This is a genomic window from Paenibacillus anseongensis (assembly GCF_009757995.1).
Classification (GTDB): domain Bacteria; phylum Bacillota; class Bacilli; order Paenibacillales; family NBRC-103111; genus Paenibacillus_E; species Paenibacillus_E chondroitinus.
On sequence record NZ_WSEM01000016.1, the window covers coordinates 1,020,962 to 1,043,129 of the forward strand.

The 22,168-nt window shown below is 48.1% G+C and carries 17 protein-coding genes and 1 other annotated feature; of the genes, 5 read left to right on the top strand and 12 right to left on the bottom strand.

What is annotated here, in order from left to right; genetic code table 11:
• Positions 1 to 31 precede the first annotated feature (31 nt).
• The 7 genes from pyrE to pyrR form a co-directional block, all read right to left on the bottom strand.
• Entirely contained in the window at positions 32 to 673 is a 642-nt protein-coding gene (pyrE, locus tag GON05_RS21050) for an orotate phosphoribosyltransferase (protein ID WP_127452026.1), read from the bottom strand.
• A 32-nt stretch (positions 674 to 705) separates the two neighbouring features.
• Positions 706 to 1,458, bottom strand: coding sequence for an orotidine-5'-phosphate decarboxylase (gene pyrF, locus GON05_RS21055; RefSeq protein ID WP_157321535.1), 753 nt, complete (start codon positions 1,456 to 1,458; stop codon positions 706 to 708).
• Positions 1,451 to 4,660 (bottom strand): carbamoyl-phosphate synthase large subunit, encoded by a 3,210-nt coding sequence (gene carB, locus GON05_RS21060; RefSeq protein ID WP_157321544.1) that lies wholly within the window; start codon positions 4,658 to 4,660, stop codon positions 1,451 to 1,453. The genes pyrF and carB overlap by 8 nt, the downstream gene beginning before the upstream one ends.
• A gap of 14 nt (positions 4,661 to 4,674) precedes the next feature.
• The gene (locus GON05_RS21065) at positions 4,675 to 5,859 is read right to left on the bottom strand and encodes a carbamoyl phosphate synthase small subunit (protein WP_127452021.1); all 1,185 of its coding nucleotides are present in this window, start codon (positions 5,857 to 5,859) and stop codon (positions 4,675 to 4,677) included.
• 158 nt (positions 5,860 to 6,017) lie between these two features.
• On the bottom strand, positions 6,018 to 7,301 hold the full coding sequence (locus GON05_RS21070; protein ID WP_157321546.1) for a dihydroorotase: 1,284 nt from the start codon (positions 7,299 to 7,301) through the stop codon (positions 6,018 to 6,020).
• 19 nt (positions 7,302 to 7,320) lie between these two features.
• A complete protein-coding gene (locus GON05_RS21075) occupies positions 7,321 to 8,220 on the bottom strand; it encodes an aspartate carbamoyltransferase catalytic subunit (protein WP_157322282.1) in 900 nt (299 codons plus the stop codon).
• A gap of 2 nt (positions 8,221 to 8,222) precedes the next feature.
• Positions 8,223 to 8,777, bottom strand: coding sequence for a bifunctional pyr operon transcriptional regulator/uracil phosphoribosyltransferase PyrR (gene pyrR / locus GON05_RS21080; RefSeq protein ID WP_157321548.1), 555 nt, complete (start codon positions 8,775 to 8,777; stop codon positions 8,223 to 8,225).
• A gap of 522 nt (positions 8,778 to 9,299) precedes the next feature.
• Between pyrR and GON05_RS21085 the strand changes: the two genes are divergently transcribed.
• The 4 genes from GON05_RS21085 (at position 9,300) to GON05_RS21100 (ending at position 14,867) form a co-directional block, all read left to right on the top strand.
• Positions 9,300 to 11,024 (top strand): ABC transporter ATP-binding protein, encoded by a 1,725-nt coding sequence (locus GON05_RS21085; protein ID WP_157321550.1) that lies wholly within the window; start codon positions 9,300 to 9,302, stop codon positions 11,022 to 11,024.
• The gene (locus GON05_RS21090) at positions 11,021 to 12,907 is read left to right on the top strand and encodes an ABC transporter ATP-binding protein (protein ID WP_157321553.1); all 1,887 of its coding nucleotides are present in this window, start codon (positions 11,021 to 11,023) and stop codon (positions 12,905 to 12,907) included. Before GON05_RS21085 ends, GON05_RS21090 begins: the two co-directional genes overlap by 4 nt.
• Positions 12,908 to 13,014: 107 nt before the next feature.
• Entirely contained in the window at positions 13,015 to 13,725 is a 711-nt protein-coding gene (gene dapD / locus GON05_RS21095; RefSeq protein WP_127452012.1) for a 2,3,4,5-tetrahydropyridine-2,6-dicarboxylate N-acetyltransferase, read from the top strand.
• Positions 13,726 to 13,745: 20 nt separating this feature from the next.
• A complete protein-coding gene (locus GON05_RS21100; protein WP_157321555.1) occupies positions 13,746 to 14,867 on the top strand; it encodes an N-acetyldiaminopimelate deacetylase in 1,122 nt (373 codons plus the stop codon).
• A 51-nt stretch (positions 14,868 to 14,918) separates the two neighbouring features.
• Here GON05_RS21100 and GON05_RS21105 read toward each other — a convergent pair whose 3' ends face one another.
• Genes GON05_RS21105 through lspA form a run of 3 tightly spaced genes read right to left on the bottom strand, consistent with a single transcriptional unit; the run spans position 14,919 to position 17,548 of the window.
• Positions 14,919 to 16,073, bottom strand: coding sequence for an aminotransferase A (locus tag GON05_RS21105; RefSeq protein ID WP_157321557.1), 1,155 nt, complete (start codon positions 16,071 to 16,073; stop codon positions 14,919 to 14,921).
• 31 nt (positions 16,074 to 16,104) lie between these two features.
• Positions 16,105 to 17,055, bottom strand: coding sequence for an RluA family pseudouridine synthase (locus GON05_RS21110; protein ID WP_157321559.1), 951 nt, complete (start codon positions 17,053 to 17,055; stop codon positions 16,105 to 16,107).
• Positions 17,030 to 17,548: a signal peptidase II gene (lspA, locus tag GON05_RS21115; RefSeq protein WP_127452400.1), complete on the bottom strand. Its 519-nt coding sequence runs from the start codon at positions 17,546 to 17,548 to the stop codon at positions 17,030 to 17,032. The genes GON05_RS21110 and lspA overlap by 26 nt, the downstream gene beginning before the upstream one ends.
• A gap of 179 nt (positions 17,549 to 17,727) precedes the next feature.
• Between lspA and GON05_RS21120 the strand changes: the two genes are divergently transcribed.
• Positions 17,728 to 18,468, top strand: coding sequence for a TraR/DksA C4-type zinc finger protein (locus GON05_RS21120; RefSeq protein ID WP_127452004.1), 741 nt, complete (start codon positions 17,728 to 17,730; stop codon positions 18,466 to 18,468).
• Between the two features lie 55 nt (positions 18,469 to 18,523).
• Here GON05_RS21120 and ileS read toward each other — a convergent pair whose 3' ends face one another.
• Entirely contained in the window at positions 18,524 to 21,292 is a 2,769-nt protein-coding gene (ileS, locus tag GON05_RS21125) for an isoleucine--tRNA ligase (RefSeq protein WP_157322284.1), read from the bottom strand.
• 69 nt (positions 21,293 to 21,361) lie between these two features.
• Positions 21,362 to 21,608: a binding site (T-box leader), on the bottom strand.
• 73 nt (positions 21,609 to 21,681) lie between these two features.
• Positions 21,682 to 22,161, bottom strand: a complete 480-nt coding sequence (locus GON05_RS21130) for a DivIVA domain-containing protein (RefSeq protein WP_127452003.1) — start codon at positions 22,159 to 22,161, stop codon at positions 21,682 to 21,684.
• Between the last annotated feature and the right edge of the window lie 7 nt (positions 22,162 to 22,168).

The window sequence follows — 22,168 nt, forward strand, 5'->3', positions numbered from 1 at the left end:
GAAAACTGAAACTGGCACACTTCAAATCCTTTTACACACCAAAAGCAGCAGGATTCTCTCTCCATGAGCGGAGCAAAGCCATATCCTCAGCTTTGATTGCACCCTTCTCTAAAGCTACTTCAAGCAGCGTAGAGTAGTTGGAAAGCGTGTGAAGCGGCATCTCCGCAGCTTGGAAAGCGTCTGTCGCCTTGTCCAATTGGTAGGAGAAAATAGCTAGTACGCCTAACGGAATGGCTCCGGCTTCTTTGACAGCAATCGCTGCTTTCAGAGAGCTTCCGCCTGTTGAAATCAGGTCCTCGATAACGATGACCTTTTGGCCGGGCTTTACAGAACCTTCAATCAGGTTCTCTTTACCATGGCCTTTCGCTTTATCGCGAATATAAATCATTGGGAGACCCAGCTTCTGAGCGACCCATGCTGCATGAGGGATGCCAGCCGTTGCAGTACCGGCTACAACCTCTGCATCCGGGAACTTCTCTTGGATCAAGCTGACGAAGCCGTCAGCGATCGCTTCGCGAATCGCCGGGTGTGACATCGTCAGACGGTTGTCGCAATAAATCGGGGATTTCAGGCCCGATGTCCATGTAAAAGGTTGCTGCGGTCTTAACGCTACCGCTTGAATATCTAATAAGGAAGCCGCGACATGCTTCGCAATCGTTTCGAGTTGACTCATGTTACTTCCACCGTTCCTTCCGTTGTTAGATGTTACAAGATGGAATCAATAATCGATTCCAATGCAGCCCTAGGGTCCGCCGCGCCTGTGATCGGTCTGCCGATCACGACGTAGTCCGTTCCCTGCGCAAACGCCTCGCCTGGCGTCATAATGCGCGACTGGTCACCCACATCCGCTCCTGCCGGGCGGATGCCCGGCGTTACGGTGACGAACCCGTCACCGCACGCCGCCTTAATCGCCGTCACCTCTAGCGGTGACGCGACGACGCCCTGAAGCCCCGCGGCATGCGCCAAGCGGGCATAACGAATGACGGCTTGCTCCACCGTACCGGTCAAGCCGATCTCTTCGTTCAGCACCGTTTGCGAGGTGCTGGTCAGCTGCGTCACGCCGATAACGATCGGGCGTGCTGCGCCTGCGGCCAATCCCTTGTCGACACCCTCCAAGGTAGCGACCATCATGTCCTTGCCTCCGGCGGCATGGACGTTGAACACATCCACCCCTAGGCGCGTTACGCTTTCCGCGCCGCCTTTGACCGTGTTCGGAATGTCATGCATCTTCACATCGAGGAACACCTTATAACCGCGATCCTTCAGGCTCGCGACGAAGCTTGGACCTGCAGCATAGAACAGCTGCATGCCCACCTTCACGTAGCAAGGGATGCCCTCGAGCTGCTTCAGCAGCCCTTCGGCGCTTGCCGCATTCGCATAATCGAGCGCGACCATAATGCGTCCTGCAACATCCGTACGAGTTAATACTGACAAGTCCGTCACCTCTTTCTTAGACATGCACTGGCATTGCGCGTGAGGAGAAGTTGATGGCTTCAAGCATATTTACGAGTGCTCTTACTGTGTCAAGCGATGTCATACAAACCACACCGTTCTCAACAGCTTCACGGCGGATACGGAAACCGTCGCGCTCAGGCGTTTTGCCTTTGGTTAGCGTGTTGACAACAAACTGCGCGTCTCCGCTACGAATCAAGTCCAAAATGTTCGGTGAGCCTTCGCTCAATTTATGCACCGTTGTAACTGGAAGACCAGCTTCTTCAATCGCTGTAGCTGTTCCTCCGGTTGCGATGATTTTATAACCGAGACGGTAGAAGCCTTTCAAGATTTCAATCGCTTCTTCCTTGTCTTTGTCAGCAACCGTTACTACGACTGAACCGGCAGCCGGGATTTTCATACCCGCACCGATTAAACCTTTGTAGAGAGCCTTAGCAAAGTTCGTATCGCGGCCCATTACCTCACCTGTGGATTTCATCTCAGGTCCAAGCGTTGTATCGACACGGCGAAGTTTCGCAAAGGAGAATACCGGCACTTTTACAGAGACATAGTTATCTTCCGGCCATAGACCGCTTTGGTAACCCATATCCGCCAGCTTTTGTCCCATAATGACGCGTGTTGCCACGTTAGCCATCGGAATGTTCGTTACTTTGCTTAAGAAAGGTACCGTTCTGGAAGAACGTGGGTTAACTTCGATTACATACACTTGTTCGTTGTGGATAACGAACTGGATGTTTACCAAGCCCACTACGTTAAGTTCCAAACCGATTTTTGTCGTAATCTCGATAACTTGCGCCTTAATTTCGTCAGACAGCGATTGCGGTGGGTATACCGCGATGGAGTCGCCGGAGTGAACCCCTGCACGCTCAACGTGTTCCATAATCCCAGGGATTAGAACCGTTTCTCTATCACAAATCGCGTCTACTTCTACCTCTTTGCCCAGCATATAACGGTCGATCAGAACCGGATGCTCAGGGTTGATTTTCACCGCATATTCCATGTAGCTTAGCAATTCTTCATCGGAGTAGACGATTTCCATCGCACGTCCGCCCAAGACATAGGAAGGTCGAACGATAACCGGATAACCGAATTTCGCTGCAGTTCCAACCGCTTCATTCACAGAAGTTACTGTTCCGCCTGGAGGTTGAGCAATGGAAAGCTTGCTTAGCAAAGCTTCGAATTTCTTGCGATCTTCCGCAGTATCGATACTTTCCAGATCGGAACCTAGAATGCGTACTCCTGCTTTGTGTAAAGGAGCTGCCAAGTTGATCGCGGTTTGACCGCCGAATTGTACGATAACCCCGATTGGTTTCTCGCGTTCAATGACGTTCATCACATCTTCGAAGAACAATGGCTCGAAGTACAAGCGATCGGATGTGTTGAAGTCCGTGGATACTGTCTCTGGGTTGTTATTGATAATAACAGCTTCGTAGCCAGCAGCTTGAATCGCCCATACTGCGTGTACCGTTGAGTAGTCAAACTCGATCCCTTGTCCGATACGGATTGGACCGGAACCAAGTACAACAACTTTCTCTTTCTTTGTTTCCGTTACTTCATCTTCTTGCTCATAAGTTGAATAGTAGTATGGCGTCGAAGCTTCAAACTCCGCTGCGCAAGTATCAACCATTTTGTAAACAGGTTTAATGTTTTGCTTCAAGCGATAAGCTCTTACATCCGCTTCGTTAATGAATGTTGTGCAGCCAGCAAGCGTACGAATTTCAGCAACAGCGCGGTCAGTGAAGCCTTTGCGCTTAATGTCAAAGATCAGCTCAGCCGTTAATTCACTTGCTGCAATTTCTTTCTCGTACTTGATCAAACCTTCAAGTTTGTTCAAGAACCACCAGTCAATTTTCGTCAAATTTTGCAATTGTTCCACGGAATAGCCCCTGCGGTAAGCTTCAGCTAGTAAGAACAAGCGCTCATCATCAGGTTTTTGCAAACGGGATTCTAAAGTTTCTTTATCTAAAAGGTCAGTTTCCTTCAGGAACAAGCGATGTACACCAATTTCCAAAGAGCGAACCGCTTTATGAATGGACTCTTCGAATGTACGTCCGATCGCCATAACTTCGCCGGTTGCTTTCATTTGTGTTCCCAACTTGCGGTTAGCTGCCGTAAATTTATCGAACGGCCAGCGCGGGATCTTGGATACGATGTAGTCAAGTGCTGGCTCGAAGCAAGCATACGTTTGACCCGTAACTGGATTCACAAGCTCATCGAGCGTGTAACCAATCGCGATTTTAGCTGCCATTTTAGCAATCGGGTAACCTGTTGCTTTCGATGCAAGCGCCGAAGAGCGGCTTACACGTGGGTTAACTTCGATAACATAGTATTGGAAGCTGTGTGGATCAAGCGCATATTGTACGTTACAACCGCCTTCGATGTTCAAAGCGCGAATGATTTTCAGAGATGCGGAGCGAAGCATTTGATATTCACGATCCGACAACGTTTGGCTTGGCGCTACTACGATGCTGTCTCCTGTATGTACGCCTACTGGATCAAAATTCTCCATGTTACATACAACGATACAGTTGTCGTTCGCGTCACGCATAACTTCATACTCGACTTCTTTCATGCCTGCGATACTGCGTTCAACCAGACATTGTCCGATTGGGCTGTAACGAATTCCGGAAGCTACGATTTCCGTCAGCTCTTCCATTGTGTTACAGATACCGCCGCCAGTACCACCAAGTGTGTAAGCTGGGCGAACGATGATCGGGAAGCCGATTTCATTAGCAAATTCTACCGCTTGTGTGACTGTTGTTACGATAACGCTATCCGGTACAGGCTGCTCTAGTTCTCTCATCAAGTCTCTGAAAAGATCACGGTCTTCCGCTTTCTCAATCGCAGTAAGCTGCGTACCCAGAAGCTTCACGTTTTCGCTCTCAAGAACTCCTGCGCGAGCAAGTTCTACAGCCATGTTCAGACCTGTTTGACCGCCTAATGTTGGAAGCAAACCGTCCGGACGCTCTTGACGAATGATTTGTGTAACGAATTCAAGGGTAATTGGTTCGATATATACTTTGTCAGCCATGTTCGTATCCGTCATGATCGTAGCCGGGTTGGAGTTGATCAGGATAACTTCCATGCCTTCTTCTTTCAATGCTTGGCAAGCTTGCGTTCCCGCATAGTCGAATTCCGCTGCCTGACCAATAACGATCGGACCGGAACCGATAACGAGGATCTTTTTGAGTGTATTATTTTTTGGCATATTACAGTTCCTCCCTAGAGTTTTGCTTCAGCAAAACTTGCTTCGTAAGCTTTACTTACAGATGTCGATGCCGCGGACGCTTTCCATTGAGCAAGCATTTGCGCTTGGCGCGGTTGTTCTGGATTATCTAGTTTGTGCTGACGAATCATCGAGATGAAATCATCGAACAGATAGCTGGAGTCAAACGGTCCAGGTGCAGCTTCCGGATGGTATTGAACCGAGAAAGCCGGGAATTTCTTATGTTTCAAACCTTCAATTGTACGGTCATTATTGTTAATGTGCGTCACTTCAAGATCAGTTCCGGCAACGGACTCATCTTTCACTGTGTAGCCATGGTTTTGCGATGTAATGTAGCAGCGGCCGGAAGCCAAATCTTTCACCGGGTGGTTACCGCCGCGATGTCCGAATTTCAGTTTGTCAGTGTCAGCGCCGCAAGCAAGTGCGAACAGCTGGTGACCCAAGCAAATTCCGAAAAGCGGGATGTCGCCAAGCAATCCTTTGATCATTTCAACAGCGTGTGGAACATCTTTCGGATCCCCAGGGCCGTTAGACAGCAGGACGCCGTCTGGTGCAAGGCGGCGAATTTGTTCCGCTGTTGCATCTTGAGGCACAACAACAACGTCACAGTCGCGTTTGCTCAGATCGCGGATAATTCCGCTTTTTGCCCCAAAGTCAACCAATACGATACGCTCTTTGTGACCTGGTGCTCCGTACACGCTTTTCGTGGAGACGCGCGCTACTTGATCCGTCATGAGGGAAGTCCCTCTCAGGATTTCAGTTAACTCGGCAACGGATTTATTGGAAGTTGTCAGCAAGCTTTTCATAACGCCATGGTGACGGATCTTACGAGTCAACATGCGCGTATCGATACCGCTGATGCCTACGATGCCATATTCTTTAAGCAAGCTGCCAAGTGTGTATTGCGCTCTCCAGTTGCTTGGGATTTCTTCGTGCTCACGAACGACAAAACCATGAATGAATGGGCGTACGGATTCAAAATCATCACGAATCACACCGTAGTTCCCCACCAATGGATAAGTCATCGTTACGATTTGACCGCAGTAGGAAGGGTCGGAAAGAACCTCCTGATACCCTGTAATTCCCGTGTTGAATACTACCTCACCGACGGACTCTCCTTCACTACCGAACGATTTTCCTGTAAAAAGCGTGCCGTCTTCCAGCAACAATCTTGCCTGCATGTATGTTCAGCTCCTTCACTATTGTCAGGCGATTCTAACGAACCGCAGATGTCATGCTTATTTGTTATCATCTTTATGCGTAGACTTGCATAAAAAATGATCAGTTTGTATAAATATACACGATTTTATGGTTTCCGTACAGATCGTTCGTGTCGTTTTTATGAATAAACGATTTTCCCGGAAGCGATGGTAACAACCGGCCACCCCTTCAGTTTCCATCCGATAAACGGTGTGTTTTTGCTGCGTGAAACAATCTCTTCTTTAAGAACTTCGCGTTCTGTTTCTAAATCCACGATAGTGATATCCGCGATGCTGCCTACATTCAACGTTCCGTATGGAAGTCCGAATACATCAGCTGGTTTCTTAGTCATACGATCTACCAGGAAGCCAAGCGTCCATTTGCCGGTCAGGACAAATTTCGTGTACAGCAGGTTGAAGGCCGTCTCGAAACCAAGGATACCGAATGGCGCCAGCATCATGCCCTTCTCTTTCTCTTCTTCCGAGTGAGGTGCATGATCCGTCACGATAATGTCGATCGTCCCGTCTTCAAGGCCTTCGATGACAGCTTGCACATCGCGTGGTGTGCGCAGCGGTGGGTTCATCTTCCAGTTCGCATCAAGCCCTGGAATATCTTCATCGGATAGCACAAGGTGATGCGGGCAAACCTCTGCAGTTACTTTAATTCCGAACTGTTTCGCATGACGGATCAAGCGAACCGATTGCTCGGTAGAAACGTGGCACACGTGGTAGTGAACACCTGTTGCTTCAGCCAGCAGCACGTCGCGGCCAACGTGAATCGCTTCGGATTCATTCGGGATGCCTTTCAAGCCGTGCTTCTTGGCGAAGGAGCCTTCGCTAACCGGCGCTCCGACAACAAGCGTATCATCCTCGCAGTGAGCGATGATGGGCATTCCGATGGATGCAGCCAAGGCCATGGCATCCTTCATCATTTGCGCGCTTTGCACGCCGACGCCGTCATCTGTGTAGCCGATGACTCCCGCTTCTTTCAGCGCGGCAAAGTCAGTCAACTCGCGGCCAAGCTCGTTTTTCGTGATCGTGCCGTAAGGAAGGACACGTACTACGCCTTCTGTAGCTGCTTTGTCCAATATGTAGTTCACCGTCTCTACCGTATCGATGACGGGTCTTGTATTCGGCATACAAGCAATCGTTGTGAATCCGCCTCTTGCAGCGGAACGCGTTCCGGTCGCAATGTTTTCTTTATGTTCAAACCCGGGCTCTCTCAAGTGAACATGCATATCGATAAAGCCAGGTGTTACCAATTTGCCTGCTGCATCGATGACTTCATGCCCTTCCGTTTGTGGCGCTGAACCTTCAACATCGTCCAGAACCTGAGCAATTTTATCATTTTCAACTAAAATGTGTTTCTTCGCTTGTACATTATTTGCGTCAACTGTCGTTCCGTTTAGAATCCAAATGCCCATTGTGGTAAGTCCCCCTGTTTTATGATAAAGCTCGTTCGATGACGGCCATACGAATCGGCACGCCGTGAGCAATTTGTGTGAAAATCTTTGATTTCTCATGTTCAACCAGTTCATCGTCCAGTTCCACGTTGCGGTTAACCGGTGCCGGATGCATGATGATCGCATGAGGAGCCATGCGGCTTGCGCGCTCTACCGTTAACCCGTATTGCTCACGGTATTCTTCTGCGGAGCGAAGTAGCCCTGTATCGTGGCGTTCCAGTTGCACACGCAGCATCATAACAACGTCTGCCTTCAGCGCTTCATCGAAGGACACATACGGCGCGAACTCTGCGAGTTCTGGAGCCTGCATGCTCGCTGGTGCGCAGAATTGCACTTTCGCCCCTAGTGCTAGCAGTCCCCACAGATTGGAGCGTGCCACGCGGCTGTGCAGAATGTCTCCGACGATGGAGACGGTCAGCCCTTTGATGGCGCCGAATTGCTTGCGCATCGTGTAGAAGTCGAGCAGCGCTTGCGTCGGATGCTCATTGTTGCCGTCGCCCGCATTAATCAGCGGGATTTTGATTTTCTCCGCGAGCTCCTGGAGCACGCCGTTCGGCTTCAAGCGGATGACGCCTGCGTCGATCCCCATCGACTCTAGCGTACGGACTGTGTCGTAGATGGATTCGCCTTTCTGAACGCTGGACTCCGCTGCAGAGAAGTTCAGAACATCTGCGCCTAGACGCTTTTGCGCCAGTTCGAAGGAAAAGCGGGTTCTTGTGCTATTTTCAAAAAATAAGTTGGAAACGAATTTGCCGTTAAATTGATTAGTCACTTTCGCAGGACTCTGCTCCCAATAAGCCGCGCGATCAAGGATGCTTATGATCTCATCTGCGCTAACTCCTTTTAGTCCTAGAAAATGTTTGGTTTGTGTACTCACCATGCTCACTCCTGTTTCCCCCTCTGTTGAAGTATAATGACGCCGTCTTTGTCGTCGATTTCCGTTAGCAGCACTTCAATGCTTTCACTTTTGGAGGTAGGTACGTTCTTTCCTACGTAATCCGGGCGAATCGGCAGTTCGCGATGCCCTCTGTCCACAAGCACGGCCAACTGAATCATTTGCGGCCTGCCTAAGTCGATCAAGGCGTCCATCGCTGCCCGCACGGTGCGTCCCGTAAACAGGACATCGTCGAACAGAATGATTTTCCGGTCTTGAATTTGGATGCGGCCGCCTTCTTGGACGTTCTCGACTGATTTCACTTTGACGCGGTCGTCTCGATAAGAAGTGATATCAATCTCACCGACAGGAACCGGCACGCCTTCGATTTCCATGATTCTCTCAGCGACCCGCTTCGCTAAATAAATGCCTCGTGTCCGAATCCCAATTAGGGTACAATTTTCTACCCCTTTATTCTTTTCAAGTATCTCATGTGCAATCCGCGTAAGAGCACGACGAATTCCCATTTCGTCTATAATCGTGTGCTCGGTTGCTTCGTTCATTTGATTCGCCTCCTAAGAGTTTTCCGTAGGAAAACTGGCATCGTAAGCATCGGCTGTGTTTTGCTTTAGCAAAACTGGCATCGTAAGCATTGGCTGAGTTTTCCGTAGGAAAACTGGCATCGTAAGCATTGGCTGAGTTTTCCGTAGGAAAACTGGCATCGTAAGCATTAGCTGAGTTTTGGCCAGGTTAAAACACACAAAAAAACTCCTTGCCCATTCATCGGCAAGGAGTTAGCGTGCATAAAGATACAGAGCGGGGCATAAGGATGCGCACATCCCCAAGCTTGTTCATAAACTGAATTCACGATTCAATTTATCCCGTCTTTTCTTATCGACTACCTTGCCAGCCTCTCTGGACTGTTTTTAAAGGTACATATGTAATTAAAAGAATTATGCCACTTTCGACAAGATAAGTCAATATGAATTGCGTTGAATTTTTGAACAGAATTTTTATCATGTGTTATAATTTACATATCAAAATCCACTATGGCATTACTCACAATTCCCTAAGGAGGAAAACATTTGTTCAAACTGTTTAGACTTTTGAATCCGTACAAAGTTTCAGTTGTTGCCATCATCGCCTTAATGCTTCTTCAGTCATTGTCTCAACTGTATCTCCCCACTTTGCTCTCGGACATCGTCGATGTCGGAGTCTTGCACGGGGATGTTGCCTATATTCTCCGTTATGGGGCCTACATGCTTTTGGTAGCTATGGGCGCGATGGTTTGCGTTATGGTCGCCAGCTACTTGCTGGCACGGACAGCCACTGGATTCGGCAGAGATTTGCGCCGCAAGCTTTTTAGCCATGTCGAGAGCTTTTCCTTAAATGAGTTTGACAAGGTTGGCACCTCCTCGCTGATTACACGAACCACCAATGACATCGCACAAGTACAGCAAGTCATTGTTATGATGCGGATGTTCATCGGTGCGCCAACAATGTTGATCGGCGGTGTCATCATGGCAACCTATAAAGATGCCCATCTGGCTATTGTCCTCATTGCCGTCATTCCGATCCTCGCATTAGCCATCATAGGAATCATGTCCAAAGGGCTGCCTCTTTTTAAAGTGCTGCAAGTCAAAATAGACGCCATCAATCTCGTGCTTCGTGAGAATTTGACCGGTATCCGAGTCATTCGCGCTTTTAACCGTTCCGGTCATGAACAGCGGAAGTTTGAGAAAGCGAACCTCGATTACACCCAAACAGCCATCAAAGTAAACACAATTATGGCTACGATGATGCCAATCATGATGCTGGTTTTTAATTTGGGGATTGTCGTGATCCTTTGGTATGGGGGAATTCGCATTGATAACAACCAGATGCAAATTGGCGATTTGATGGCTTTCATTCAATATGCGATGCAAATTATGTTTTCGATGTTCATGATGACGATGATTTTCATGATGATCCCTAGAGCATCCGCCTCTTCCGGGCGTATTAATGAAGTTCTGGCTTTGACCTCTACGATACAAAATACCAAAGAGGCAAAGGTTCTTCCTTCCGATCAAGCCGCGATTGAATTTAAACATGTCTCTTTCAGCTATCCGGGTGCCGAGCAGCCTGCCATCCGTGATATTTCATTCCGCGCAGAGCCGGGAGAGATAACAGCCATTATTGGCGGTACAGGTTCTGGCAAAACAACACTGATCAATTTGCTGCTGCGCTTTTATGATGTTAATGAAGGTAGCATTACGATTGACGGCCATCCTTTACCAACTATACAAATAGATAGCCTAAGACAACAAATTGGATATGTCCCGCAAAAAGCGGCGCTCTTCTCCGGTACGGTTGCCGATAATATCCGGTTCGGACGCGAGTCTGCAACGGAGGACGAAATCCAACAGGCTGCGCAAACGGCGCAGGCCGCAGATTTCATTGCCGAATTGAAAGATGGCTATCAATCCATCCTGGCTCAGGGAGGCACTAATTTATCCGGCGGTCAAAAGCAGCGGTTAGCCATTGCCCGAGCTCTCGCTCGCAAACCGGAAATTTACGTCTTCGATGACAGCTTCTCTGCGCTTGATTTCAAAACCGACGCGAAGCTGCGGGCGGCACTTAAAGCTGAAACCGCGCAAGCAACGAAACTCATCGTAGCTCAGCGAGTCAGCACCATCATGGATGCCAACCGGATTATCGTGCTAGAAGACGGACGCATTGCCGGGATCGGCACACATGCCGAGCTGATGGGCACCTGCAGGGTTTATCAAGAAATAGTGGCTTCCCAGCTGTCAGAGGAGGAAATTGCATGAGTGATCAACCGAGAAACAGGCAGCGTCCTCCCTCCCAAGGTGTGAATCCAGCACATTTTGGCCGGGGCGGAATGGGTGCGATGGGCATGCCCGTTCAGAAAGCAAAGGATTTCAAGGGTACCTTGCGTCGGCTGTCCGGCTATATGAAGCCCTTCCGGGTATCTATCATTTCTGTTTTTATAGCAGCCGTGCTCAGTACGGTTTTCAGCATCATTAGTCCCAAACTTATGGGGAATGCAACGACAAAGCTGTATGAAGGCTCCATGGCTAAATTCAAGGGTGTGCCTGGTGCGAAAATTGACTTTGATGCGCTGCTGCAAATTGTTTTGATACTAGCTGCGCTATATGTATTCAGCTCTGTTTTAACTTTTATCCAGCAAAGAATCATGGTTGGTGTCACACAGAAAATTGTGTTTAATCTCCGCAAGGATATTAGCGACAAGCTGACTCGGGTTCCACTTTCTTTCTTTGATTCACGTAGTCATGGAGATACGATGAGTCGCGCAACGAATGATGTTGATACGATCTCTTCCACCATGCAGCAAAGTTTAACTCAGCTCATCACATCCATCGTCACGCTGCTCGGGATTATCATTATGATGCTTACGATTAGTCCCCTGTTGACATTGGTAACCATCATCACGTTGCCTTTAAGCATTTTAGCAACAAAAATGATTGCTTCCCGCTCGCAGAAATATTTCAAAGGCCAGCAAAAAACACTTGGCGAGCTCAACGGCCACGTCGAGGAAATGTATACGGGACATACGATTGTCAAAGCATTCGGGCGTGAACGCCACTCTATCGAGAAATTCAATGAAATCAATGACCGGTTGTATCATTCCGGCTGGAAGGCGCAATTTATTTCCGGGATGATCTTTCCCCTCATGTCATTTATCGGAAATATCGGATATGTGCTCGTCAGTGTCATTGGCGGTATCATGGTGACACAAAGCACGATCAAAATTGGTGATATTTTGGCCTTCATCCAGTACTCCGGGCAGTTCGGGATGCCTATCACACAGGTTGCTAATATCGCAAACATTATTCAATCCACCATCGCAGCCGCGGAACGGATCTTCGAGCTGCTGGATGAGCCTGAAGAGGTGCTAGAGGACGCCGCAAGCAAGTCCGTTACACAGGTGCGCGGGCACGTCCAGTTCAACGAGGTTGCTTTCTCCTATAAAACGGATGAGCCGCTCATAGAGCATATGAACATCGAAGTCGAGCCAGGTCAAACCGTGGCCATCGTTGGCCCGACCGGTGCGGGAAAAACTACTATTGTAAACCTGCTCATGCGCTTCTATGAGTTAAAAGGCGGAACGATCTCCATCGACGGCGTTGATTCTCGTAAAATGTCTCGCAGCCATCTTCGCGGACTGTTCGGTATGGTCCTCCAAGACACGTGGCTGTTCAACGGCACGATTCGGGAGAACATCGCTTACGGGCGAGACGGCGCATCCGAGGAAGAGATCGTGAATGCGGCTCGCGCGGCGTACGCCGATCATTTCATTCGAACGCTGCCGGATGGATATAACACCATTTTAAATGAAGAGGCTTCCAATCTTTCCCATGGCCAAAAGCAGCTGCTGACCATTGCTCGAGCGATATTGGCGGATCCTGCGATTTTGATTCTGGATGAGGCGACTAGCTCCGTAGATACTCGCACGGAAGTCTCCATTCAAAGGGCTATGAACAACCTGATGGAGAACCGCACGAGCTTTGTTATTGCCCATCGCTTATCTACCATCCGTGACGCTGATCTCATTCTGGTGATGAATCATGGAACGGTTATCGAACAGGGAACACACGAACAGCTTTTAGCGCAAAATGGCTTCTATGCCGACCTGTATAACAGCCAATTTGCTTCAAAAGCGATCTCATAATCGATGGACTGCGCATTCGAGTTAATTCGACTCGTCACGCAGTCCTTTTCACGTCGCCACCTATCTGATAATATAGGAGAGTCAATTTAATTTAAGGAGATGTCACCATGAGCGAAATGAATACGTTAGAAATCATCCAGTTTATTAAAGAAAGCAAGAAAAAAACTCCCGTTAAAGTATATGTAAAAGGAAACCTTGAAGGTATTGAATTCGGAGAAGGCAGCCAATCCTTCATTTCCGGTGGCAGCGGCGTCGTATTTGGCGAGTGGAGCGAAATCTCCCCTGTGCTTGAAGCCAACAAAGAGCAAATCGTTGATTACGTGGTTGAATCTGACCGCCGTAACTCCGCAATTCCTATGCTTGACCTGAAAGGAATCAACGCTCGTATCGAGCCAGGCGCGGTTATTCGCGATAAAGTACATATCGGAGACAACGCGGTTATCATGATGGGCGCTCTCATTAACATCGGTGCTTCCGTAGGCGACGGCACAATGATCGATATGAACGCTGTTCTTGGCGGCAGAGCACAAATCGGTAAAATGTGTCACATCGGTGCTGGTGCAGTTGTTGCCGGCGTTATTGAGCCTCCTTCTGCACAACCATGCGTTATTGAAGATGACGTACTTGTGGGTGCTAATGCTGTAATCTTGGAAGGCGTTCGCATTGGCAAAGGTTCTGTAGTAGCCGCAGGCGCTATCGTTACACAAGATGTTGAAGAGTACACGGTTGTTGCAGGCGCTCCTGCTCGTGTAATCAAGAAAGTTGACGATAAAACAAAATCCAAAACAGAAATCTTACAAGATCTGCGTACCCTGTAAGATCATCTGGAGGAACACCTATGTCTAGCCCTTTCATCGCATTGCGTCGTCAGCTTCACCAAATTCCGGAGCCGGGCTTTGAAGAGTTCAAGACGCAAAAGCTGCTCTTAGACGAACTTGCTAAGCTGCCTCAGGATCGGATCAGCATCCGGACTTGGCGGACAGGCATTTTGGTTTATATCAAAGGAACAAATCCGACCAAACGCTTTGGCTATCGGGCGGATATGGACGGGCTGCCGATTACGGAAGAAACCACGCTTCCGTTTCCTTCGCAGCATCCTGGGTATATGCACGCCTGCGGTCATGATTTTCACATGTCGATCGGGATGGGCGTGATCACCAATTTTGTTAACCAGCCTATGAAGGATGATCTTGTTGTCCTGTTCCAGCCGGCCGAAGAAGGACCTGGGGGCGCACTGCCCATGCTTGCTTCGGAGGAGCTGAAGGACTGGATGCCGGATCAGATGGTTGCCCTCCATATCGCGCCTGAGTACCCGGTTGGCACCATTGCTACACGGCCTGAGATCTTGTTCGCCAACACTTCTGAGTTGTTCATCGACCTTCTAGGCAAAGGTGGACACGCCGCTTACCCGCATCAAGCGAATGATATGATAATCGCGGCGACACAAATGGTTGGCCAACTGCAAACCATCGTTTCCCGTAATGTGAATCCGCTGGATTCGGCTGTCGTGACCATCGGCAAAATGGAGGCTGGCACCAAACAGAACATCATTGCCGAAAAAGGTCGCCTAGAAGGCACGATTCGCACACTTTCCGCTGGTTCAATGGACAAGATCAAGAAACGGATTGAGGCTATCGCAGCAGGCATCGAAAGCTCTTTTGAATGCAAAGTAACGATCGATTACGGCTCAAACTACCGTCAAGTTTTTAACGATCCTGCTTTGACTGGGGAGTTCATGGCGTGGCTGCGAACAACCGATCAAGTTCAGCTTGTAGAATGTACGGAAGCTATGACCGGCGAAGATTTCGGCTACTTTTTGGAGCAAATTCCCGGCTTCATGTTCTGGTTAGGGGTAGACACTCCTCACGGACTGCACAATGCCAAACTTGACCCGGATGAACGGGCGATTGATGTTGCTATTAACACCATTACTGCATACTTCGAATTTAAATCTCAATAAATGGATACAAAAAAACCTCCAAGCCCTTCGGCTTTGGAGGTTTTTTGCATCTTACAATTTGCTGATAAAACGTTCCACACGATTCAGCGACTCTTCCAGTACTTCCTGCGAATACGCATAGGAAATACGGATGAAACCTTCGCCGTAGGAGGTAAAAGCATCCCCAGGCACGACCGCGACATGCTCTTCTTGAAGAAGTCTCATCGTGAACTCTTGAGAGGATAATCCGAATTTGGCGATGGACGGGAACAAATAGAACGCCCCATCCGGCTTCTCCAGTTCAAAGCCCATGGACAGCAAACGATTAAAGACGTAATCTCGGCGAGCTTCATATTCTTCTCGCATCGGCAGAGCATCGTCGATCCCTGCTGTCAATGCTTCCAAAGCCGCGTATTGGCTTACTGAGCTGGCACAGGTGACATTATATTGGTGTACCTTGACCATATGCTCGGTTATGTTAGCCGGCGCCAAGGTGAAGCCAATCCGCCATCCTGTCATGGCATGAGATTTGGACAATCCATTGATGACGATCGTTTTTTCTCGCAGGCTGCCAATCGTTGCAATGGATTGATGCGTTTCGCCATATACAAGCTCGCTGTATATTTCATCGGATAAAATGAATAATTCACGGTCTTCCAATAGCTGTGCCAGGTCGTTCAATTCTTGCTTCGATAGCACTTGGCCTGTTGGATTGGACGGATAACATAAGATCACGCAGCGCGTTTTGTCAGTTAAGTGTGGCGCTAACAGTTCAGCTGTTAATTTCAAGCCGTTTTTTCTGGTGTCTACATAAACTGGAACCCCGCCGGCAAGTCGTATCAAAGGCTCGTACCCCGGATAAATCGGAGCCGGCAAGATGACTTCCGCCCCCGGCGTAAGAATGGTCCGCAGCGTGATATCTACCGCTTGGCTTGCGCCGGCAGTCACGATGATTTCATCTGCTGCACGGTAGGTTTGGCCATATTTCACTTTCACAAAGTGAGATACCGCTTGTCTAAGCTCAAGTAAGCCCGGATTTTGCGTATAGACGGTTTTATTTTCGTCCAGCGCCCTCTGTCCCGCTTCAATAATATGCCGCGGCGTAGGGAAATCTGGTTGTCCGATCGTAAGTGTCAGTGCACCCGGAAAGGTGCTGACTAGATTGGAGATTTTACGAATACCCGAAATCTGAATGTCTTTTACTTGTGGATTAATTAAATGCTCCATATGATTCGCTCCTCTCCCCATCAGATGAACCCTAGGATGTTCGTATTGTTTGCAGCAGCTGTTCCATGTCCGATGGAATCGGCGCTTCGAACTGCAGCCATTCCCCTGTCCGAGGATGCTCAAAGCCTAGCACTGCGGCATGGAGCGCTTGACCATCCATCAACATCCCTTTGCTCTTGCCGTACATCGGATCACCGACTAAGGGATGTCCAATAAACTTCATGTGCACACGAATTTGGTGCGTTCGCCCTGTTTCAAGCTTGAGTTCCACTAAAGTGAAATCGCCGAAACGTTCCAGCACGACGAAATGCGTCACCGCATGCTTACTGTTTTTCTCCGTTACCGTGTACATCTTGCGATCATGGGAATCGCGCCCGATCGGCGCATCGATCGTGCCTTGATCATGCTGAAGATGTCCGTGGACCAACGCGATATATTTGCGATTAACGGTATGAGCCTTCAATTGTTCAGCCAGACTCGCATGGGCTTTGTCATTCTTAGCAGACATAATCAAGCCGGATGTGTCCTTATCGATGCGGTGTACAATGCCGGGACGCAGCTCTCCGTTGATTCCGGAAAGATCCTTGCAATGATGCATTAAGGCATTCACTAACGTGCCTGAATAATGTCCTGGCGCAGGATGTACAACAAGCCCGCGCTGCTTGTTGATGACGATGACATCCGCATCTTCGTATACCACATGAAGCGGAATGTCTTCAGCCAGCAGCTCGACACCTTGCGGATCAGGGATTTGCAGCGAAATCGCATCCTGTTCCGAGAGCTTATAGTTCGGTTTGATCGTTTTCTCATTTACCTTAACATGCCCGTCTTTGACCCATTGCTGCACCAAGGTTCTGGACACATCTTCTTCCAACGCTTCGGTGATGAATTTATCGATCCGTTCACCCGCATACTCTTTATCAACTGTCCATTCGATAACATCTTGAGATGCCATTTCAGACGAGGTCTGATTTGTGTTCATGAGCCGCTCCTTTTTTCTCTTTTCTCCACGCAAGAATTGAATCTAAGAAAATGAGGATAACCCCGATCACGATGGCGGAATCAGCGATATTGAAAATCGGATAAATGTAATAAATGTCCTTACCGAACAAGCTGAAATCAAAAGTCACCTGCAGGAAATCCACGACTTCTCCGAATAATGCGCGGTCTACAAAGTTTCCGATAGCTCCTCCGAGGAGTAAGCTAAGTGCGCATGTCAACAACGTTTTACCATCACGAATTGTCCGGCGCATATACCAGATGATACCGATCAACACAAAGGTCGTAATGATAATGAAAAACCATCGTTGGTTTTGTAAAATGCCGAATGCGGCTCCCCGGTTTCTATGGGAAGTGATCATGAAAAACTCACCAATGACAGATCTTTCTTCACCGAGTGGAATTCTTTTTACGATGAACCATTTGGACACTTGATCCAAAATAAACACGATTAACGCATAGAAATAATACTTCATATACTTCATTTCTTTTCCTCCTAAGAGCTTTGCCTCTGCAAAAACCCACTTCATAAACATTCACATCTATCCGTAAGCAAGAAAGGTACCTTAATTTCAAGGAATTACCTCACTAAAAAACGCGGCTGCTCGGCATTATAACGGTAAGGATCAGCTGTAAGAAGGGAGCTGTACGACCTATGAGCCATCTAACCGAAGAGCAATCAAATCAATTATACCTGCAATTATTGGAGGAAAAGCTGGGTCTTGAAAAACATTTTGCCACGAACGATCATTTTGGCCTGTCAAACTCATTCAAAGACAGCACAGGTGAGCTCTCCATGTACGATAATCATCCTGCTGACGTGGCCTCTGAAATCTTCGAACGTGAAAAAGATATCTCGCTCAATGAGCATGCTGAGTTTCATTTGAGGCAAGTTGATGAAGCTTTAGCACATATGGAAAAAGGCGATTATGGCCAATGTATCTTCTGCCATAGCCCGATTTCTTTTGAGCGATTGCAAGCCATTCCAACCACGCTCTACTGCAAAGAACATGTGCCTGATCCTGAACAGTCCATCAGAAGACCGGTTGAAGAGCAAGTGCTTTATCCGCCGTTTGGCCGAACAAGCTTTGACGAGCGTAATGACGAAACCGAATTTGATGGTGAGGACGCTTGGCAAATCGTTGAAAGCTGGGGCACGTCCAATACGCCTGCATTCGCAGAAGACCCAAACGTTGAAAATTACAACGAAATGTACATTGAAGCTGATGAAAATGTCGGCTATGTTGAATCTTTCGAAAGCTTCGTAGCCACAGACTTATATGGTGAGCATGTCACCATAGTGCGCAGCAAAGCTTACCGGGATTATATGCACAGCGAGGAAGGCGACCCTTTTCTTGAGCCGGAGAACCGCTCCCTTGATGACGAGCCGCTCTAACATAAACAGGACAAACGAGCTTCGCTATAATAGCGCAAGCTCGTTTGCTCCTTTCTTACTCGTGGTAATGAGCAGTAACCACGTCATTACATCTGACGCATAGCGTTGGATGTTCTTTACTTTGCCCAACCTCTGGAGTCACTATCCAGCAGCGCTCGCACTTCTCACCGTTCGCTACTTCAATAGCAATAGCCAAATCCTTCGTTTGATGAGCCCCTTCAGGTGCACTAGTACCTGGCTGATGTACAGTTACAGCGGACACGATGAACAATTGATCTAGCTGTTCAAGCTGGCTAAGCAGAGCAAAAGTCGCTTCGTTCGGATACAGGTGCACAGCAGCCCCTAAGGAGTTACCGATGACTTTCTCTTTACGCGCTTCTTCCAACGCTTTCAGCACTTCATCGCGAATGTCGAGGAAGCTGTTCCATTTATTTTCCAATTCCACATTGTACAAGCTCGAATCCACTTCCGGCAGCTCAGCCAACTGAACACTGCTTAATGTTACGCCAGGGATGTACTTCCACACTTCATCAGCTGTATGAGCCAAAATTGGCGAAATTAGCTTAGTCACCGCGACTAATGAATCATACAACACTGTTTGCGAAGCTTTCCGTGCTGGATCTTGCGGTGCGTTGGCATATAAGCGATCCTTGATAATATCCAAGTAGAACGAGCTCATCTCAACCGCACAGAAATGATGAATCGTTTGATACACAATGTTGAATTCATAAGCATCGTAAGCTTTTACAACCTTATCAATCATCCGGTTCAGACGGATCAATGCATAACGGTCAAGCTCTGACAAATTTTCAACAGCTACGCGATCTGTCTCTGGATTGAAGTGACTCAGGTTCCCTAGCAAGAAACGCATCGTGTTACGGATTTTGCGATAAACTTCCGTCGTTTGATTTAAAATGTTGTCCGAAATCCGGTGGTCTGATTGGTAATCTACAGAGGATACCCATAGACGCAGAATGTCAGCTCCTAGCTTGCCACAAACCACATTTGGATCAATCGTGTTCCCAATGGACTTGGACATCTTACGCCCTTCTCCGTCCAGTGTGAAACCGTGACTTAGAATGCCTTTGTAAGGAGATTGCTCTTTCGTCGCAACACCTGTAATCAAGGAAGAGTTAAACCAACCACGGTATTGGTCAGAACCTTCCAGGTACAAATCTGCCGGCCACTGAAGCTCAGGACGGGCCTCAAGCACGGCCACATGGCTGGAACCGGAATCAAACCAAACATCCATGATGTCTGTTTCTTTGCGGAATTCGCCATGACCGCATTTCGAGCAGCTAGTTCCCGCAGGAAGCAGGTCCTTCTCTTCTTTAATAAACCAAGCGTTCGATCCCTCTTGCTCAAATAGCTGGGCCACATGCTCAATCGTTTGTTCATTGACGAGCGGTTCATTACAGCTGCGGCAGTAGAAAATCGGGATGGGTACGCCCCATGAACGTTGTCTCGAAATACACCAGTCTCCACGATCGGCGATCATGTTGTGCAGGCGCAATTCTCCCCACTCTGGCGTCCATTTCACTTTCTTGATTTCATCCAACATCTCTTGTCTGAATTTATCGATCGAAGCGAACCATTGCTCCGTAGCACGATAAATAACCGGTTTCTTCGTACGCCAGTCATGCGCATATTGATGCTGAATTTCCCCTGCTTTTAGCAATAGGCCTGATTCCTGCAGCTTCTCAATGATCAGCTTGCCGCCTTTTTCATAGAACATGCCTTCAAATCCAGGAGCCTCCGCTGTAAAATGACCCTGATCGTCCACTGGACAAAGGACTCCGAGGTTATAGCGTTGACCAATTGCAAAGTCATCTTCCCCGTGACCTGGAGCCGTATGTACGCAACCTGTACCGGCTTCAAGCGTAACATGCTCGCCAACCATAACAAGCGATTCGCGATCATAGAAAGGATGCTGGCAAGTCACATACTCCAACTCTTGGCCCTTCACAGTCGATAAGACTTCATAATCGCTCCAACCGATTTCTTTGGCCGCTGCTTCCAGCAAGCCTTTCGCAAGCACATACTTCTTCCCGCCAGCTTGCACCACAGCATAATCAAATTCCGGGTGCAGAGAGATTCCCAAGTTGGCTGGCAGCGTCCAAGCTGTAGTCGTCCAGATGACGATTGCTGCGTCTTGAGGAAGCTTGCCTTTTCCGTCTTTAACCGGGAATGCGACATAGATGGATGAGGACGTTTTTTCTTTGTATTCAATTTCCGCTTCAGCTAGCGCGCTTTCGGAAGACGGAGACCAGTAAACAGGCTTCAAACCTTTATAGACATAACCCTTTTGCACCATTTTGCCGAATACACGGATTTGTCCCGCTTCATATTCCGGCAGTAAAGTGATATACGGATTCTTCCAGTCGCCTCGAATACCTAGACGTTTGAATTGGCTCTTTTGTTTCTCAACGGATTGCAGCGCGTATTCTTTGCAGTATTCACGGAATTCAGGGACCGTCATTTTCTTCCGGTCGACTTTCCCGCTGTTCGTAATCACCTGCTCAATCGGCAAGCCGTGTGTATCCCAGCCTGGCACGTAAGGAGCGTCATATCCTTGCAGCGTTTTAAAACGAACAATCACATCTTTCAATACTTTGTTAAGGGCATGTCCAATATGAATGTCACCATTCGCGTATGGAGGTCCATCATGCAAGATAAATTTTTCTCTGCCTTTGCGACTCTCCTGCACTTTGGCATAGATGTCTTCGGCATCCCAATGTTCTTGAATTTTAGGCTCCGCTTGAGGTAAATTCCCTCTCATCGGAAAATCGGTTTGTAATAAGTTTAATGTTTTGCCATAATCCAACTCAACCACTCCATTCTTACCTTCATACATTTTATCATCCAAAAAAACAAAAAAAGCCTCTCATCCCCTAAAAGGGACGAGAAACTCTACTCGCGGTACCACCCTCGTTAATGAGTCACCGAACATACGCGCTAAACGCATACAATTCCTCGCTCATTCACTCGATCATGTATAACGGCATGACCCGGTTCTCTCTACTTGATTCAAGAGACGCTCCTGGGGGATATTCGATACGCTGCAGAGATTAGGCTCACACCGATACCCTAATTCGCTGACACTGCTTAGGCGACCTACTCGTTCCAGTCATAGCTTTACTGAGATACTAATAACAGGAGTATACCGAATTCACTAGACATAGTCAATATGACAGCTGCCTGGCAGCCGCCATCCTAAGCTTCTTCTTTTTGATCGAACTGCATGCTCTGCCAGCCTTCATTATTCAAAAGCTCCAGCTGAGCTTCCAGCAGCGTCCGGAAACGCGTGCGGTAAATCGACGCTTGTTTCTTCAGCTCTTCAATCTCCAAGGCTACCTTACGTGAACGCGTCAAGGATTCGTTAATAATCCGGTCAGCGTTCTTCTCAGCTTCTTTCAAGATCAGCTGTGCTTCTTTCTTGGCGTTATTTCTAACTTCATCCGCTGCTTCCTGGGCAACAATGATGGTTTTGCTCAACGAGTCTTCGATATTCGTGAAATGATCCAGACGCTCCTGCAGGGCCACCGTTTGATTAGCTAAGTCTTTATTCTCACGAATCAATGCCTCGTAATCCTTAATGACTTGATCGAGGAATTCATTGACTTGATCTTCATCGTATCCGCGAAAAGAACGGGAAAATTCCTTATTATGTATATCTAACGGTGTTAATGGCATCAGTGCC